At 67.4% G+C, this 15,867-nt stretch carries 16 protein-coding genes and 1 pseudogene; 8 read left to right on the top strand and 9 right to left on the bottom strand.

Annotated features, from left to right (window positions below; translation table 11 throughout):
• The first annotated feature begins 53 nt into the window (after positions 1–53).
• Positions 54–2,588 (top strand): ATP-dependent Clp protease ATP-binding subunit, encoded by a 2,535-nt coding sequence (locus tag AZH51_RS02990; protein WP_291521122.1) that lies wholly within the window; start codon positions 54–56, stop codon positions 2,586–2,588.
• Between the two features lie 32 nt (positions 2,589–2,620).
• On the top strand, positions 2,621–3,148 hold the full coding sequence (locus tag AZH51_RS02985) for an amino-acid N-acetyltransferase (protein WP_291521342.1): 528 nt from the start codon (positions 2,621–2,623) through the stop codon (positions 3,146–3,148).
• A 5-nt stretch (positions 3,149–3,153) separates the two neighbouring features.
• On the opposite strand, the gene AZH51_RS02980 is transcribed toward AZH51_RS02985, so the two are convergent.
• Complete coding sequence (locus AZH51_RS02980; RefSeq protein WP_291521120.1) at positions 3,154–3,618, bottom strand: MarR family winged helix-turn-helix transcriptional regulator; 465 nt, start codon at positions 3,616–3,618, stop codon at positions 3,154–3,156.
• 54 nt (positions 3,619–3,672) lie between these two features.
• Between AZH51_RS02980 and AZH51_RS02975 the strand changes: the two genes are divergently transcribed.
• Positions 3,673–4,377, top strand: coding sequence for an SDR family oxidoreductase (locus tag AZH51_RS02975; RefSeq protein WP_291521340.1), 705 nt, complete (start codon positions 3,673–3,675; stop codon positions 4,375–4,377).
• Positions 4,370–5,662 (top strand): FAD-binding oxidoreductase, encoded by a 1,293-nt coding sequence (locus AZH51_RS02970; protein ID WP_291521118.1) that lies wholly within the window; start codon positions 4,370–4,372, stop codon positions 5,660–5,662. The genes AZH51_RS02975 and AZH51_RS02970 overlap by 8 nt, the downstream gene beginning before the upstream one ends.
• A gap of 4 nt (positions 5,663–5,666) precedes the next feature.
• On the opposite strand, the gene AZH51_RS02965 is transcribed toward AZH51_RS02970, so the two are convergent.
• The 3 genes from AZH51_RS02965 to AZH51_RS02955 are packed head-to-tail and all read right to left on the bottom strand — an operon-like array spanning position 5,667 to position 8,190.
• Positions 5,667–6,599 carry an ATP-binding cassette domain-containing protein gene (locus AZH51_RS02965; protein ID WP_291521116.1) on the bottom strand — a complete coding sequence of 311 codons (933 nt, stop codon included), beginning with the start codon at positions 6,597–6,599 and terminating at the stop codon, positions 5,667–5,669.
• Positions 6,600–7,391, bottom strand: coding sequence for an ABC-2 family transporter protein (locus tag AZH51_RS02960; protein WP_291521114.1), 792 nt, complete (start codon positions 7,389–7,391; stop codon positions 6,600–6,602).
• The gene (locus AZH51_RS02955) at positions 7,384–8,190 is read right to left on the bottom strand and encodes an ABC-2 family transporter protein (RefSeq protein ID WP_291521112.1); all 807 of its coding nucleotides are present in this window, start codon (positions 8,188–8,190) and stop codon (positions 7,384–7,386) included. Before AZH51_RS02955 ends, AZH51_RS02960 begins: the two co-directional genes overlap by 8 nt.
• Before the next feature lie 74 nt (positions 8,191–8,264).
• Between AZH51_RS02955 and AZH51_RS02950 the strand changes: the two genes are divergently transcribed.
• The gene (locus tag AZH51_RS02950) at positions 8,265–8,804 is read left to right on the top strand and encodes a gluconokinase (protein ID WP_291521110.1); all 540 of its coding nucleotides are present in this window, start codon (positions 8,265–8,267) and stop codon (positions 8,802–8,804) included.
• Here the strand turns inward: AZH51_RS02950 and AZH51_RS02945 are convergent.
• Positions 8,786–9,652: an A/G-specific adenine glycosylase gene (locus tag AZH51_RS02945; RefSeq protein ID WP_291521108.1), complete on the bottom strand. Its 867-nt coding sequence runs from the start codon at positions 9,650–9,652 to the stop codon at positions 8,786–8,788. The genes AZH51_RS02950 and AZH51_RS02945 overlap by 19 nt on opposite strands.
• Positions 9,636–10,712, bottom strand: coding sequence for a DNA integrity scanning diadenylate cyclase DisA (disA, locus tag AZH51_RS02940; RefSeq protein ID WP_291521106.1), 1,077 nt, complete (start codon positions 10,710–10,712; stop codon positions 9,636–9,638). The genes AZH51_RS02945 and disA overlap by 17 nt, the downstream gene beginning before the upstream one ends.
• A 46-nt stretch (positions 10,713–10,758) precedes the next feature.
• On the opposite strand from disA, the gene radA reads away from it, so the two are divergent.
• Entirely contained in the window at positions 10,759–12,120 is a 1,362-nt protein-coding gene (gene radA / locus AZH51_RS02935) for a DNA repair protein RadA (protein ID WP_291521104.1), read from the top strand.
• Positions 12,117–12,476: a VOC family protein gene (locus AZH51_RS02930; RefSeq protein ID WP_291521102.1), complete on the top strand. Its 360-nt coding sequence runs from the start codon at positions 12,117–12,119 to the stop codon at positions 12,474–12,476. Before radA ends, AZH51_RS02930 begins: the two co-directional genes overlap by 4 nt.
• Here the strand turns inward: AZH51_RS02930 and AZH51_RS02925 are convergent.
• Positions 12,473–12,987, bottom strand: a pseudogene (locus AZH51_RS02925) (GNAT family N-acetyltransferase). The gene AZH51_RS02930 and the pseudogene AZH51_RS02925 sit on opposite strands and share 4 nt — an antisense overlap.
• An 11-nt stretch (positions 12,988–12,998) precedes the next feature.
• Between AZH51_RS02925 and AZH51_RS02920 the strand changes: the two are divergent.
• Positions 12,999–14,357 (top strand): HNH endonuclease, encoded by a 1,359-nt coding sequence (locus AZH51_RS02920; protein ID WP_291521101.1) that lies wholly within the window; start codon positions 12,999–13,001, stop codon positions 14,355–14,357.
• Positions 14,358–14,367: 10 nt separating this feature from the next.
• Here the strand turns inward: AZH51_RS02920 and AZH51_RS02915 are convergent, their stop codons facing one another.
• On the bottom strand, positions 14,368–15,057 hold the full coding sequence (locus AZH51_RS02915) for a class I SAM-dependent methyltransferase (RefSeq protein ID WP_291521098.1): 690 nt from the start codon (positions 15,055–15,057) through the stop codon (positions 14,368–14,370).
• A complete protein-coding gene (locus AZH51_RS02910; RefSeq protein WP_291521096.1) occupies positions 15,054–15,848 on the bottom strand; it encodes a hypothetical protein in 795 nt (264 codons plus the stop codon). Before AZH51_RS02910 ends, AZH51_RS02915 begins: the two co-directional genes overlap by 4 nt.
• Positions 15,849–15,867: the final 19 nt, after the last annotated feature.

Raw genomic sequence — 15,867 nt, 5'->3', positions numbered from 1 at the left:
ACAAGTGGGCGGGCTAGCATCCATAAGAACCGACGGCAGATCAAGGAGCCCTCATGTTCGAACGGTTCACCGACCGGGCGCGACGCGTTGTCGTGCTCGCTCAAGAAGAGGCGCGCCTTCTCAACCACAACTACATCGGCACCGAGCACATCCTGCTCGGCCTGATCCACGAGGGTGAGGGCGTCGCCGCCAAGGCGCTCGACAGCCTCGGGATCTCCCTGGAAGCGGTCCGCGAGCAGGTGCAGGAGATCATCGGCCCCTCGCAGCAGACCCAGTCCGGGCACATTCCGTTCACTCCGCGCGCCAAGAAGGTGCTGGAGTTCTCGTTGCGCGAGGGTCTACAACTCGGGCACAGCTACATCGGCACCGAGCACATCCTGCTCGGCCTGATCCGCGAGGGTGAGGGCGTTGCCGCCCAGGTCCTGGTGAAGATGGGTGCCGACCTGTCCCGCGTGCGTCAGCAGGTCATCCAGCTGGTCTCCGGCTACCAGGGTGGCCCGGAGAAGGCCGGCGCCGGCGTTGGCCAGGGCAACCCGCAGGAAGGCACTCCGGCCGGCTCGCTCGTGCTTGACCAGTTCGGCCGCAACCTGACCCAGGCCGCCCGCGAGGGCAAGCTGGATCCGGTGATCGGTAGATCGCAGGAGATCGAGCGGGTCATGCAGGTGCTGTCCAGGCGCACCAAGAACAACCCGGTCCTGATCGGTGAGCCCGGCGTCGGGAAGACCGCCGTCGTGGAGGGCCTGGCTGCGGACATCGTGCGCGGCGACGTGCCCGAGACGCTGAAGGACAAGCATCTCTACACCCTCGACCTCGGATCCCTGGTGGCGGGCAGCCGCTACCGCGGTGACTTCGAGGAGCGGTTGAAGAAGGTCCTCAAGGAGATCCGCACCCGCGGCGACATCATCCTGTTCATCGATGAGATCCACACCCTGGTGGGTGCGGGTGCCGCCGAGGGCGCCATCGATGCTGCCTCGATCCTGAAGCCGATGCTGGCCCGGGGCGAGCTGCAGACCATCGGAGCGACCACGCTGGATGAGTACCGCAAGCACATCGAGAAGGACGCGGCGCTGGAGCGCCGGTTCCAGCCGATCCAGGTGCAGGAGCCGACCATCCCGCACGCCATCGAGATCCTGAAGGGTCTGCGCGACCGGTACGAAGCCCACCACCGGGTGACGATCACCGATGCTGCGCTGGTGGGTGCGGTCAACATGGCCGACCGCTACATCAACGACCGGCACCTGCCGGACAAGGCGATCGACCTGATCGACGAGGCCGGTGCGCGGTTGCGCATCCGGCGGATGACGGCTCCGGCCGACCTGCGCGAGTTCGACGAGAAGATCTCCCACGTCCGTCGCGAGAAGGAGTCCGCGATCGACGGTCAGGACTTCGAGAAGGCCGCGGCCCTGCGCGACGACGAGAAGAAGCTGATCAACGCCAAGGCGCAGCGGGAGAAGGAGTGGAAGGCCGGCGACATCGACGTCGTGGCCGAGGTGGATGAGGAACTCATCGCCGAGGTCCTGGCTGCGTCCACCGGTATCCCGGTCTTCAAGCTGACCGAGGAGGAGTCGCAGCGGCTGCTCAAGATGGAAGACGAACTGCACAAGCGGGTCGTCGGCAACAACGACGCGATCAAGGCGCTGTCCCAGGCGATCCGGCGCACCCGCGCTGGTCTGAAGGACCCGCGGCGCCCCGGTGGCTCGTTCATCTTCGCCGGTCCGACCGGTGTCGGTAAGACCGAGTTGGCCAAGTCGCTCGCGGAGTTCCTCTTCGGCGACGAGGACGCGCTGATCACCCTGGACATGTCGGAGTTCTCCGAGAAGCACACGGTGTCGCGGCTGTTCGGCTCCCCGCCCGGGTACGTCGGCTACGAAGAGGGCGGCCAGCTCACCGAGAAGGTGCGCCGCAAGCCGTTCTCCGTGGTGCTGTTCGACGAGGTTGAGAAGGCCCACCCGGACATCTTCAACTCGCTGTTGCAGATCCTGGAGGACGGTCGCCTGACCGACAGCCAGGGCCGGATGGTCGACTTCAAGAACACCGTGATCATCATGACCACCAACCTCGGTACCCGGGACATCGCCAAGGGCGTCTCGCTGGGCTTCGCGTCCGGCAACGACACGGCGACCGGCTACGAGAAGATGAAGGCGAAGGTCAACGAAGAGCTCAAGCAGCACTTCCGGCCGGAGTTCCTCAACCGTGTCGATGACACGATCGTCTTCCCGCAGCTGACCCAGGACGAGATCGTCCAGATCGTCGACAACATGATCGCGCGCCTGGACGAGCGTCTGAAGGACAAGGACATGGCGATCGAACTCGCGCCGGCGGCCAAGAAGTTGTTGGCCATCCGCGGGTACGACCCCGCTCTGGGTGCTCGGCCGTTGCGCCGTGCGATCCAGCGTGAGGTGGAGGACGTGCTGTCCGAGAAGATCCTCTACGGCGAGGTCGGCCCGGGCGAGATCGTCCTGGTCGACGCGACCGGCGAGGGTCGTGAGGACACCTTCACCTTCACCGGTTCCCCGAAGCCGGAGGCGCCGGACAGCCTCGATGTCGAGGCAGCCACCATCGGCGAAGGTGGCGAAGGCGACGCGTGACCGACGCGCACACTGACGGCAGGCCCGGAGGGATTCCCTCCGGGCCTGCCGCCGCGTGGAGCGGGCCCTTCCCCGCGACCACCCGGCACGTGCGGGGAATCCGGGAACTGGTCAAGCCCTACGTGAGCTCGCGGGCCATCGTGGCCAAACCGGCAGTGTCCTATTTCGAGTCGCTGCAGGAATTCCTGGTCGTGCTGGACCCGGGCGACGACACCCGGGTCCTTGGCTGCGGGGCGCTGCACGTGATGTGGGAGGACGTCGCCGAAGTCCGGACGGTCGCCGTCCATCCCTCGCTCAAGGGGCAGGGCGTCGGCTCAGCGATCCTGAGCAACCTGCTGGACCGGGCACGTGGCCTCGGGGTGTCGCGTGTCTTCTGCCTGACCTTCGAGACCGCGTTCTTCGCCGCCCACGGCTTCCGCGAGATCGAGGGCGACCCTGTCAGCCCCGAGGTCTACGCGGAGATGCTGCAGTCCTACGACGAGGGTGTCGCCGAATTCCTCGACCTTGACCGGGTCAAACCCAACACCCTCGGCAACGAGCGAATGCTGTTGCAGCTGTAATCGGTTCAGACGCACGGGGTGGTGTCGAACCCCGCCTGCGGGCCATTGTCAGCCAGGGTCAGTAACGCCGCCCGAAAGACAGCCCGCTGCTCTGGCTCAAGGGTTTCCATCAGGCGGTCCTGGGTCTGCTGGACTGCTCGCGCCGCCTGCGTCATGGTGCGACGGCCCTTCGGAGTCAGTTGCAACGCACGCACCCGGCGATCATTCGGGTCCGGCGTGCGCTCGAGCAGACCACCCGCTTCCAGCCGGTCGACCGCCGTCACCATGAGGCTCTTGTCGACGGCCGCCGCGCGGGCGACGGCGAGTTGGCTGCGCCCAGGAGTCGCCGCGACCTCGGCCAGGATGACGTACTCACGCAGCGTGATCCCCAGGTGCGCGATGGCGGCTTCCTCCACGACACCGAGGCTGCGTGCGGTGCGCGCCATCAGCCAGTGCACGTCGTCCTGCAACACGCTGCCCGGATCACCCATACAAATAGGTTAGTCCAATCCAAATCATCTGAAATGAGATAATCTAGTTCCGTGATGATTGATCTGGCAGGGCGCACGGCTGCGGTGATCGGTGCGAGCGGCGGTGTGGGCGAAGGGATCAGCCGCGCGCTGCTGGCGGCGGGAGCAACGGTCGTGACAGTGGGTCGTTCGGCCGACCGGTTGCGAGAACTCGCCGGCCGACTGGACGGCGGTGACCGGGTCAAACCGTTGGTTGTCGATCTGGCGACTCAGGAACCCGCCGACATCAGCAGGCAGGTCACGGAGCAGTTCGGCCTCCTTGACCTGGTGGTCGTCTCCGTGGGTGCCGCCGCGACAGGACGACCACCAGCCGTGTTGGACATCACGGACCAGCAGTTCCTCGAAATCGTCACGGGGAACGAACTAGCAAGCCTGCGGGCGCTGCGTGCCTTCGTGCCGGTGACCGCACCACTTGGTGCTGTGGTCGGGCTCGTGGGACTCAGCGGCGAGGTGCCGTTCCCGCAGAATCCCCTGATCGGCGCCAGCAATGCGGGTATCCGCTCACTGTTGCTCTCGCTCGGTGCCCAGTTGGCCGACCGCGGCCCACGGATCCAGGCCCTGACCATCGGGGTGGTTCGCACCCGCGCGCGCCAGGCGGCCGGCATCGACCACCAGGATTGGCTCACCGGTGATGAGGTGGGCGAGCGCATCATCGAGTTGTACGAGCGCGCCGGATCGGGCACCGACCGCCTGCTCGATCCCGCCAGTCGCGGTGAGTGAGCTGCTCGCGGCGCTACCGCCGACGCTCGCCTCGTCCGCGGTGCTGCCGGGATCGCGGGCCTATGGTGCGGCGCAGCACTCCTACACGTATCGAGGTGCGCCCGCGGCGATCCTCTATCCCGGGTCGGCGGATGAGGTGGCGCAGGCGCTGACCGTGGCCACGACGTACGGCGAGCGGTTCAGTGTCCGCAGTGGCGGCCACGGGATCAGTGGCCGGTCCACCAACGACGGCGGTGTGGTGATCGACCTGACCCGGCTGAACGGGGTCGAGATCGAGGATGCCGCAGCAGGCACGGTCCGGATCGGCGCGGGCAACCGATGGGGTCCCGTAGCCCGTGCGCTCGCCCCGAGCGGGCTGGCCATCACCTCCGGCGACTCCGGGGACGTGGGGGTCGGTGGCCTGGCAACGGTCGGCGGCATCGGTTTACTCGCCCGTCGCGACGGTCTGACGATCGATCGGGTCACCGGTGCAGAGATCGTGGTCGCCGACGGACGCGTCGTGTGGACGGACGCGGACCACGAGCCGGAACTCTTCTGGGGGATCCGCGGTGCGGGTCCGAATCTGGGCGTCGTGACCTCGCTGCGCTTTCGCGCCGCCCACCTGCGTGGGGTCGGGCACGCGGATCTGGTCTACGACTGGCCCAGTCTCGAAGCCGGTCTGCCTGCGTGGGCCGAGGTGGTGCTGGCGTCGCCGCGAGAGGTGAATGCCTTCCTCTACGCCGTGCGCGGGCCGCGTGGCGTGCGCGCCATGGTCCAGGCGCTGGTCGCGACCGACGACGAGCAGGAGATTCAGACCATGCTGCAACCGTTCGTCGATGTGCCCGGTGCGGTCAATGCGCAGGCCCGCATCACGACGTACGACCAGGTGGTTCCCTATGGCGGACATCCGCACAGCGGTCAGGCTGGCGGGCCCGTGCGCTCCGCCCTGCTGAACGAGATCGATGCCGGTACGGGCCGTGACCTCGATGGAGTGCTGGCCGCGGGCGCCGACATGGTGCAGATCCGCCCCGTCGGTGGAGCCGTGAACGACATAGCCCCGGATGCGACCGCCTACGCACACCGGCACCAGCAGTTCGCGGTGATGGCTTCCGGCAGAGCGCCTTTCGACACGGCGTGGGCACCGGTGCTGGCGCGCGCCGACGGGCTCTACCTCAACTTCGACAACAGCGGCGATCCTGCGCTGGTGGAGTTGGCGTATCCCGGGCAGACCCGCACCCGGTTGCGTGCGCTCAAGGCCGTGTGGGATCCGGCCGATCTCTTCCGGGAGAACTTCCCGATCGTCTGATCAGTCAGCGCTGCGCCTCGTAGATCCGGCGTACCACGTCCTCGATGTCCGGCTCCTCGATGCTCAGATCGCGCAGGTTCGGCACCTGCGCGAGGACGGCGGCAATGGTGGTCTGGCCCGGGTCGAACCGCAGGCGTTGGCGCGCCCCGCCGACTTCACTGCCGACGTACGTCGTGCCCGGAATCCCCGTCAACGGCGCTGCCGCTTCGTCCAGGTCGAGCACCAGGACCCGGTGGCTCTCCACGGATGCCGCGAGCCCGGCGAGCGAACCGTCGTAGGCCAGGTGGCCGTGGTCGACGACCAGCACTCTGTCGCAAAGGCGTTCGACGTCGCCCATATCGTGCGTGGTCAGCAGCAGGGTGGTGCCGTGCTGTTGCCGCTCCGCGATCAGGAACTGCCGCAGCCGTTGTTTGGAGACGACATCCAGGCCGATGGTGGGTTCGTCCAGGATCACCAGTTGCGGCGAATGCAGCAGTGCCGCAGCAACTTCCGCGCGCATCCGTTGCCCCAGCGACAACTGTCGCACAGGGGTGTCGAGGAACTCGCCGAGTTCGAGCTGACTGACCAGCTCATCCAGTCGCTCGGTGTCGGTCACCCGGTGGATCGCGGCCAGGATCTTGAACGACTCACGGGTCGGCAGGTCCCACCACAACTGCGAACGTTGCCCGAAGACCACGCCGACCTGCCGCGCCAACTCGCGGCGTCGGCGTACCGGATCCAGACCACAGGTGCGCACCGACCCACTCGTCGGCACCAGGATCCCGACCAGCATCTTGATGGTGGTGGACTTCCCGGCACCGTTCGCGCCGATGTAGCCCACCGCCTCCCCGGCCTCGATGGAGATGCTCAGGTCGTCGACGGCGGTCGTGGAGGTGCGGCGCAGACCCTTGCCGCGGCGTACGAACGTCCGGGTCAGGTTCTCGGTCTGGACGATCACTCAGCCACCGCCTCCCTGGTAGTGCCGCACGCCGGCCCGCCACATGAACAGGGCCACTGCCCAGATCCAGAGCGCCGCCAGCGGCGCGCACCAGCCGATCCAGGAGTTGATCACCGGCCGACCCAGCAGCGTCATGGCTGGCACGAACGAGATGAACGCGACCGGGAAGATCGCACCGAAGACCACCTTGATCCCGATCGGCCACACGGTCGCGGGCTGGGTGCTGGCGTAGCGGCCACCGTAGACGAAGGAGTTGGTCAGTTCGGCGCCGTCGACCAGCCAGAACTGGCAGCCCGCGGCCAGTACGAACAGCGCTGAGGTGATGGCGATGCCGCTGGCCAGAGTGAGGACCAGCAGCGCGACATGCGCAGGTGACCAGTCGATCGGGTTGGCGTGCAGCCCGTACAGCGCCGCGGCCAGACCGACGCCGAGCCGGGTGATCCGGCGTAGGGAGATGTCGGAGAAGATCAGCTGGGCCAGCAGCGGCTGCGGGCGTAGGTAGAACACGTCCAACGTGCCGGCCCGGATGTAGCGCGGCAGCCGGTCGACGTGCCCGACGATCAGGTCCGCGATGGAATAGCACAGGTCGGCGAGCCCGAAGACCAGGATCATCTGGGTGAAAGTCAGGCCGCCGAGCACCGTCACGTTGTGGAAGAGGATCCACACCTCGGCCAGTTCGACCAGGCCGACGACCCCGGAGCTGACCAGGTCGATGGCGAAATTGGTCCGGTAGGAGCGTTGGGCGCGGGCCTGACCCCTCAGGACCGCGGCGTACGCCGAGACGTCAGCCACCCTGCACCTCCAGGTGGCGCCGCCCGAGCTGGGTGAGCAGCAGACACAGGGTGACCAGCCCCACGAGCCAGGCCAGTTGAACCGCCACGGCGCTCACCCCGGCCCAGCCGTCGATCCGGCCGGAGAGCAGGTCGATGGGGGTCATGAACATCGCCGGGAACGGAGTGGCGTGCGCCAGGGTCCGCAGCCAGTCCGGGAAGAGCCCGACAGGGATGAAAATACCCATCAGGAAGGTCGAGACGACCATGTAGAACATCTGCAGCCCGCGGGTCTCGACCAGCCACAGGCCGAGGATGTTGATCGCATACCGGCCGCAGAAGGACAGCATCATGCCGATCGCCACGGCCAGCAGCCCGAGCACCCAGCCGGTCACGTTATGCGCCAGCGCGATGCCGGTCGTGAGCGCGCCCACGACGATCGCCGGCAGACCGCGGGGCAGGAACGAGTAGGCGCCACCGCCCAGGTCGCTGGCCGCAAATGATGCGAAGACGCTGGTCGGGCGGGCGAAGTCGATCGCGATGTCACCGTTCTTGATCCGGTCGCCGATCTCGGACTGACCGTGCGCGTTGATGCAGCCCAGGAGCCCCTGGGACAACCAGACGTATCCGGACATGGTGGCCAGGTCGTAGCCCTTGAGCTCGCCGCCGGCCGCCTCGACTGTCGCGAAGAGGACCGCGGCCTTCAGGAAGCCGAAGGTGAGGTTGGCCACAAGGCCGCCGATCGTGGCCAGCCAGTACGTCGACTGCCGCCGCACCCCGGCGCGGAAAATCAGCCAATACGGCGTCAGGGCGGCAGACACAAAGACGAGACATTACCGGAATTGGCCGCTCGCTTCAGCCGCTTGGACCCCTCCGGGTCGTTAGCGTGATCTTCATGGACCTGGCCGACCCCATGTTCGTCATCGTGATGGGCGTGTCCGGGTCGGGCAAAACCTCTATTGCGCAACGGCTTTCGGCGGCCACCGGCTGGCCCTACGTGGAGGGTGACGACTTCCATCCTGCGGCCAATATCGCCAAGATGCATGCCGGCATCCCGTTGACCGATGACGACCGCTGGCCGTGGTTGGACGCGGTCGGTGCATGGATCAGCGCCCACGAGGTGCGCGGGGACAACGCGGTTATCACCTGTTCAGCCCTGAAGCGCAGCTACCGGGACCGTCTGCGGGACGGGCGTAGTGGAATCCGCTTCCTGATGCTGGACGTGCCGGTCGAGGAACTACGTCGCCGGGTCGCGAACCGACCGGGACACTTCATGCCGGCATCCCTGCTGGACTCGCAACTGGCCACCCTGGAACCGCTTGAGCCTGACGAGGACGGGGTGGTCGTCGACGCCACCGGTCATCCGGACGAGGTGCTCGCGGCGGCACTGACCGCTCTCGGCCTGACCGACGTCGCTCAGGCCGGCAGCGCGTAGCTGTCGCCGGGTAGCGGGTCTACCAGGCCGTCCTCGATCAGGCTGGCGACGCACCGCTGCCGCTGCGCGTCGTCCGGCCACACCCGGTCAACCTCGGCTGCGGGGACCGGGCCGTCGGAGTCCCGCAGCAACTGCAGCACCAGCCCGCGCACCTGGCGATCCGTCCCGTGCCAGCGCTGTGCCGCCTTGGTGGGACCGTCGTACGCCGGGTGGCCGGCAAGCCGCCACGCGCATTGCCCCGCGATGGGGCAGCTGTCGCAGTCCGGCCTGGCGGCCGTGCACACCAGCGCGCCCAGTTCCATCACGGCGACGTTCCAGACCTTGGCGTCGGCGGGGTCCTGGGGCAGAACCTCTGCGGCTAAACGGGTTTCGGCGGCGGTGAGGCTGGGTGCGCCCTGGGCTGATCCTGAGAACGCACGAGCCTGCACCCGGCGAACGTTCGTGTCGACGACGGGGATGCGCACGCCGTACGCGAAGGAAGCGACAGCGGCGGCGGTGTAGCTGCCGATGCCCGGCAGGGCTCGCAACGTGTCGGGGTCGGATGGCACCCGGCCGGCGTGCTCGGTGCTGATGGCGGTCGCGGCCGCGTGCAGACGCAGCGCGCGGCGCGGGTAGCCCAAACGTCCCCAGGCGCGTACGGCGTCCCCGGGCGCAGCCTGCGCCAGGGCAGCCGGGGTGGGCCATCGCTCGAGCCACTCCTGCCACACGGGAAGCACCCGGGCAACGGGAGTCTGTTGCAGCATGATCTCCGAGACGAGGATGCCCCACGGGCTGGCCTCCGGCCGGCGCCAGGGCAGATCACGCTGGTGGTCGCCGTACCAGCGGATGACCTCAAACGTAACGCTCAAGGATGCTGCTCTCCGCCAACCGCGACATGCCCTCCCGCACGGTGCGAGCGCGGGATTCACCGACACCTTCGATCGCCATCAGGTCATCGACACCGGCGGCCAGCAGTCGCTGCAGGGTGCCGAAGTGGTCGACCAGGCGCTCGACGATGGTCTGCGGCAGGCGGGGGACGTTGGACAGCATGCGGTAACCACGGGGGCTGACCGGCGCGTCCAGCGTGTCGGCGGCGCCGGCGAAACCGATGGCCCGGGCGGCCTCGCCAAGGTCCAACAGAGCGGTGGAGTCCACGTTGGCCAGGTTGCTCAACGCGCCATCCAGAGTCACCGAATCGCCTGCGGCCTCAATGTAATCGCGCACCACCAGCTCCCGGTCGTCGTGCAGCCCGCTGATCAACTCCTGCAACTGCAGGGACATCAACCGGCCGTCGGTGCCGAGTTCGATGACGTACTCGGAGATCTCGTCGCTGATCCGGCGGACCATCTCCAGACGCTGCAGGACGGCGGCCACATCGCGCACGGTGGCCAAATCCTCGATCTCCAGTGCGGACAGGGTCCCGGTGACCTCGTCGAGACGCTGTTTGTACCGCTCCAGGGTCTGCAGGGCTTGGTTCGCGCGCGACATCACCGCGGCACTGCCCTCGATGACGTAACGCAACTGGCCGACGTAGAGGGCGATGATCTGCATCGACTGGCTGACCGAAACCACCGGGAAGCCGGTCTGTTTGGCCACGCGCTCGGCGGTGCGGTGCCGGGTGCCGGATTCGACGGTCTCGATCGAGGGGTCCGGGACGAGTTGGGTGGCGGCGCGGATGATCCGCGTGACGTCGGCATCCACCACGATGGCCCCATCCATCTTCGCCAACTCGCGCAGGCGGGTCGCGGAGAACTCAATATCCATGGGGAAGCCGCCGGTACTGATCGACTCGACCACCCGGTCGTGGCCGATCACGATCAGGGCGCCGGTGCGACCACGCAGGATCCGTTCGAGCGCATCTCGTAGCTCCGTGCCGGGCGCGACGGCGGCCAGAACCGTGCGCAGAACGTCTTCGTCGGTCCGCTCCACAGCAGGGAGTCTACGTGTGTCGGTGGCTGCGATTACGGTCTCTCACATGGCGATCACCAAGAAGTCCGCAGCCTCCTACCGGTGCAGCGAATGTGGGTGGACCGCCATCAAGTGGGTGGGCCGGTGCGGTGAGTGCCAGGCATGGGGGACCGTCGGCGAGGTGGGTGCCGTGATTGCCCGTACGCCGCCCGCCACCGTGATCGAGCAGCCTGCGGTCCCGATCGGGTCGGTTGATCTGCTCGCCAGCGCGGCTGTTCCTACCGGAGTCGGCGAATTCGACCGGGTGCTGGGTGGCGGTCTGGTGCCCGGGTCGGTGGTGTTGGTCGCGGGTGAGCCGGGGATCGGCAAGTCGACGTTGTTATTGGACGTGTCCGCTCGGGTGGCTCGCAGCGGTCAGCGGGCGCTCTACGTGTCGGGGGAAGAGTCGGCCGGGCAGGTGCGCTCGCGGGCCGAACGCATCGACGCGGTGGCGCCGGAGTTGTACCTGGCCAGTGAGACGGATCTGTCGACCGTTCTCGCGCAGATCGACGCGGTGTCGCCGTCGCTGTTGGTCGTGGACTCGGTTCAGACAGTGGCGTCGTCGTCCATCGAGGGTGCGGCGGGCAATGTCTCTCAGGTGCGCGAGGTTGCGGCGTCGATCATCTCGGTGGCCAAGAAGCGTGGCATCGCGGTCCTGTTGATCGGGCACGTCACCAAGGACGGTTCCATCGCCGGGCCGCGGACGTTGGAGCACCTGGTCGACGTGGTGATCCAGTTTGAAGGGGAGCGGCACTCGCGGCTCCGGTTGGTGCGGGCGGTCAAGAACCGGTTCGGCGCGACCGATGAGGTGGGGTGCTTCGATCTGACCGACGAAGGGATTGTCGGTCTGCCGGATCCGAGCGGGCTCTTCCTGTCGCACGGCGATCGGGTCGCCGGCAGCTGCGTGACGGTCGCCTTGGAAGGTCGTCGGCCGCTGGTTACGGAGGTTCAGTCGTTGCTGGTGAAGGGCAACGGCGGATCACCCCGACGAACCGTCAGCGGGATCGAATCTGCCCGGGTGGCAATGATTCTCGCGGTGCTGACCAGTCGGGTGCGGCTGCCGTTGGGTGATCACGACAGTTACATCTCGACGGTGGGCGGCGCCCAGTTGCGTGAGCCGGCCGCTGACTTGGCCGTGGCGCTCGCGGTGGCATCGGCATCGTTGGACCGGCCGCTGGGCAAGGGAGTGGTTGCGTTCGGGGAGGTCGGGTTGTCCGGTGAAGTGCGCCCGGTCGGTGGTGTCGAGCGGCGGGTTGCTGAAGCGGCTCGGATCGGTTTCGACCACGCGATCGTGCCGGCCGGCAGCATCCGGCGGGACCGAATCCCCTCTGGTGTGAGGGTGACTGAGGCGGATCACCTGTTCCGGGCGCTGGCGGTGATCACCGGATGAAACCCCGGATCGCGGGCGTGACGATCGACTGTCGTGACCCGCACGCGCTCGCGGCATTCTGGTCGCAGCTTCTCGATCGCCCAGTCACCGCAGAACACTCGGACGAGAACTGGGCATCCGTTGGCTCAGTGGGTGATTCGATGCCCAGGCTGACCTTCCAGCGGGTGCCGGAACCGAAAGTCGGCAAGGTACGCATTCACCTCGACATCCAGGTTGATGACGTCACCGAGGCGCAAGACCGGGTCCTTGAACTCGGTGGCAGCCTGACCGGCGAGCGGCACGATTACGACGAGGGCGTGGTGGTCGTCGTACGCGATCCCGAGGGCCACGAGTTCTGCCTGGTCCAGTACTTTTAGCCGCCATCCTTGGCGACCCGATGCTCCAAACCCGCTCGTACCGAGGGCCATTCGTGCTGCAACACCGAATAGACGACCAGGTCTCCAAGAGTGCCGTTGCTCTCGCGGCGGTGGGCCCGAAGGACTCCGTCCCGCCGGGCACCCAGCCGCTCAATAGCGCCGCGCGACTGGTGGTTGGACCAACTGGTCTCGAATCGCACCGCTTGGACTTGCCACGTCTCGAACGCGTGGGTCATCAGTAGGAGCTTGGAGTCTGCGTTGGTTCCTGTGCGATGGGCAGACGCCCGGTTCCACGTCCAGCCGATCGAGATTCGTGGAAAAACGGAAGCATCGTGCCCGTCGCTGCGAGCTCGATCCGTCGATCGATGGCTTCCTGGACCTGGTCGGGACTCGGGATGCTGGTCCAGCATCGATCCCACAGGCCGCCGTCCTTCGCAGCGTCCACCAGGCCGTCGTAGTGGGCGCGACGGGTAGGGCTGCGCGGTCGGCGATGTTGTCGGTGGTCGGTTATACGGTCGTTTCATGGATGAGCGGGATGTCTTGGACGAGGTCGAAGTGGCCTGTCTCGACGTCGTGCGCTCCTGGCGCGATCAGGTGAACTCGACTGCGGGACAAGCTGGTCCGCCTCGCGTCCTGGAAGTGCTGATCCAGGAGTTCGAGCAGCTGAAGCATGCGATCAGTGCCCGCCAGATCGAGCTGACGGCGCAAGTCCGCGACCAGGCCCACGCCCGCCGCGAGGCGCAGGGCGTGTCCGCGTCGCTGGCTGACAGGTACGCCGGGGACGGGGTCGCGTTGGCCCGTCGCCGGCACCCGATGACCGGCTCGCGTCTGGTGCACCAGGCGCAGGTCCTGACCGAGGACATGCCGCAGGTGTTGGACGCGATGCGGGCCGGTGAACTGGGCGAAACCCAGGCCGCGATCCTGGTCCGCGAGACCGAAGGTCTGACCCGCACCCAGCGCAGTCGGATCACCGAGCAGTTGCGCGAGCGGTGGGCCGTCATCGGGGACCGCGGGCTGAGCGAGACGACGCGCGACCTGGTCGCCCGCGTCGCCCCCGACGTACTGGCGGAGCGGCATGCGAAGGCCGCTGCAAACCGGCACGTCTCCTATCGCTCGGCGCCCGACGCAATGCTCCGCTTGTCCGCCCTATTGCCGTTGCGGGAGGGATTGGCGTGCGTACAAGCGCTGCAAACCGCCGCTGACGACGAAGTCAAGGATGGAGCCAAGGACGAGCCGCGCTCGCGACGGTGGCGGCAGGCACAGGCCGATGCGTTGGTCGCCCGGATCACCGGAACTGCCCCCAAGGATCTGCCGGCGGTCGGGGTGAAGGTCAACCTGATGATCCCGATTGAAGCGCTCACTGAAGACGCCGGTGGATTCATCGACGGGTACGGCATGATCGGCGGCCACCTGGTCCGCGACCTGATCGCCCAGTGCCCCGAAACCCAAGGGCCGCAGATCCGCCGGCTGTTCAGTCAGGCTGGTGATCTGGTCGGCATGGAGTCCCGGGCCAGGCACTACCCCGGGCTGCTGAAGGAGTTCATCCGGCTACGCGACCAGCGCTGCCGGACCCCGTTCTGCGAGTCGCCGGTCAAGCAGATCGACCACATCGAGCCCGCCGCCGCCGGCGGCGCGACCAGCGAGTCCAACGGCCGCGGCGGCTGCGAACGGTGCAACTACGACAAGGAACACCCCGACTATCATGTCACCGGAGACGCCCGGTGCGCCACAACCCGGATCGGTGCCCTGTCGGTGGCCTCAATGCCGCCCGCACCTCCCGGCAAGCCGCTGCCGACAGCCTCTCGGCACGAGCGCCGCTTCATCGACATCATCTGGGGCGACGTGGCCTCGAGAGGCTTCAACACCCCACAACGCCAGTGAGATTGACGGTTCAGTAGCGCTTCCATCGCACGTACACCGCGTAATCCACGCCGGTGCCCTCGTGCGACGCCAGGATCTGCGCGGCGTGCCGGGTCGCGAACTCGATCCCCACCACGGCCTCGAAGTCTTCGCGGCTGTCGAACTGCCACCGCATGAGCACCGGGATCGAGGTCCAGCCCTGTCGTGCCCAGAATCGTTCGACACCGACCGGGTCGTAGGCGGGCAGCGACGCCGCGAACCACTCACCGAACGTCGAGCGGGAAGCATCGTTGTCGACCACGAACGCCACCCCACCCGGCGCCATGACGCGATCGAGTTCGGCCAGACCCGGTTCACAGCCGGCGCCGAAGAAGTACGCCCACCGGTTGTGCATCACGTCGATCGACGCATCCTCCACCGGCAACGACTCCGCACCACCCAGCCGCACATCGACCGAGGGCAGATCGGCGACCCGCGCCTGCGCCAGCCGCACCAATGGCTCGTGCGGTTCGACGCCGATAACTGACGCCGCCGTCGAGGCCAGCAACGGCAGGTGGAACCCGGTGCCGCACCCGACGTCCAGCACGCGCGCACCGTCCCACGGCTGCACCGACCGCATCGTCTCCCAGATCAACCCATCCGGATCGACCCCGCGGTTCTCTATCTCGTACAGCTCCGGGGTGTTCCAGATGTTCGGTGAGGGGATCGCTTCAAAGCTCACATTTCCTCCGCAGCAAGGGTCGCCGGGTGCACCAACAAGGGTAGAAGTGGACGGCCCGCCGGGCCTGCAGCGACCGTAGCCGCCACCTGCAAGAGGTGCGCTTCGCAATAACCCGCCAGCACGTCGTACGCCGATCGGCCCATCAACCGGACCAGCTCACCCTGGTTGCCGAGATAGACCGGCTCCGCGCCGACGTGCGCCTCGGGGTTGCCCGAGCAGTACCAGTCCAGGTCGTGCCCGCCCGGGCCCCACCCGCGCCGGTCGTATTCGCCGATGCTGATCTCGAGGTAGGACGTCTCGTCGGTCAGCTCAACCGTGCGGAACGAGCGCCGGATCGGCAACTGCCAACACACATCCGGTTTCGTCTCGTGCGGTTCCAGCCCGAGGTCGCCGGCCAGGTGATGCAGCGCGCAGCCGCCGCCACCGGCGAAGTCGGGGGAGTTCAGAAAGATGCAGGCACCGTCCACGACCCGGGTCTTCGTCGCGTCGTCCTCGGGCTCGGTCCAGCCCTTCTTGCCGTGCCCCTTGCGGTACTTCTCCCAGCGCGCAGGGGTCAGCTGCTCGACGAATCCGGCCGTGTGACGAAGGTCCTTCTTGCCACTGAAATGCGCTCCCAGAGTGCAGCATCCGGCATCCGGCGCCGTGGCGTAGATCCCCGCACAACCCCGGCCGAAGATGCACGTCCACGACGACGTCAACCAGGTCAGATCACAGCGGAACCGCTCGGCCGGGTCGTCGGGGTTGGTGAACTCGACCCAGGTGCGAGGGGTGTCCAGTGGGGTCTCGGTCACGCAGGGATTGTAGGTGTCG

The sequence above is a fragment of the Branchiibius sp. NY16-3462-2 genome (assembly GCF_001594145.1).
In the GTDB taxonomy this organism is placed as follows: domain Bacteria; phylum Actinomycetota; class Actinomycetes; order Actinomycetales; family Dermatophilaceae; genus Branchiibius.
Note: the sequence above shows the minus strand (reverse complement) of the source record. Positions and strands in the feature narration are given on the sequence as shown.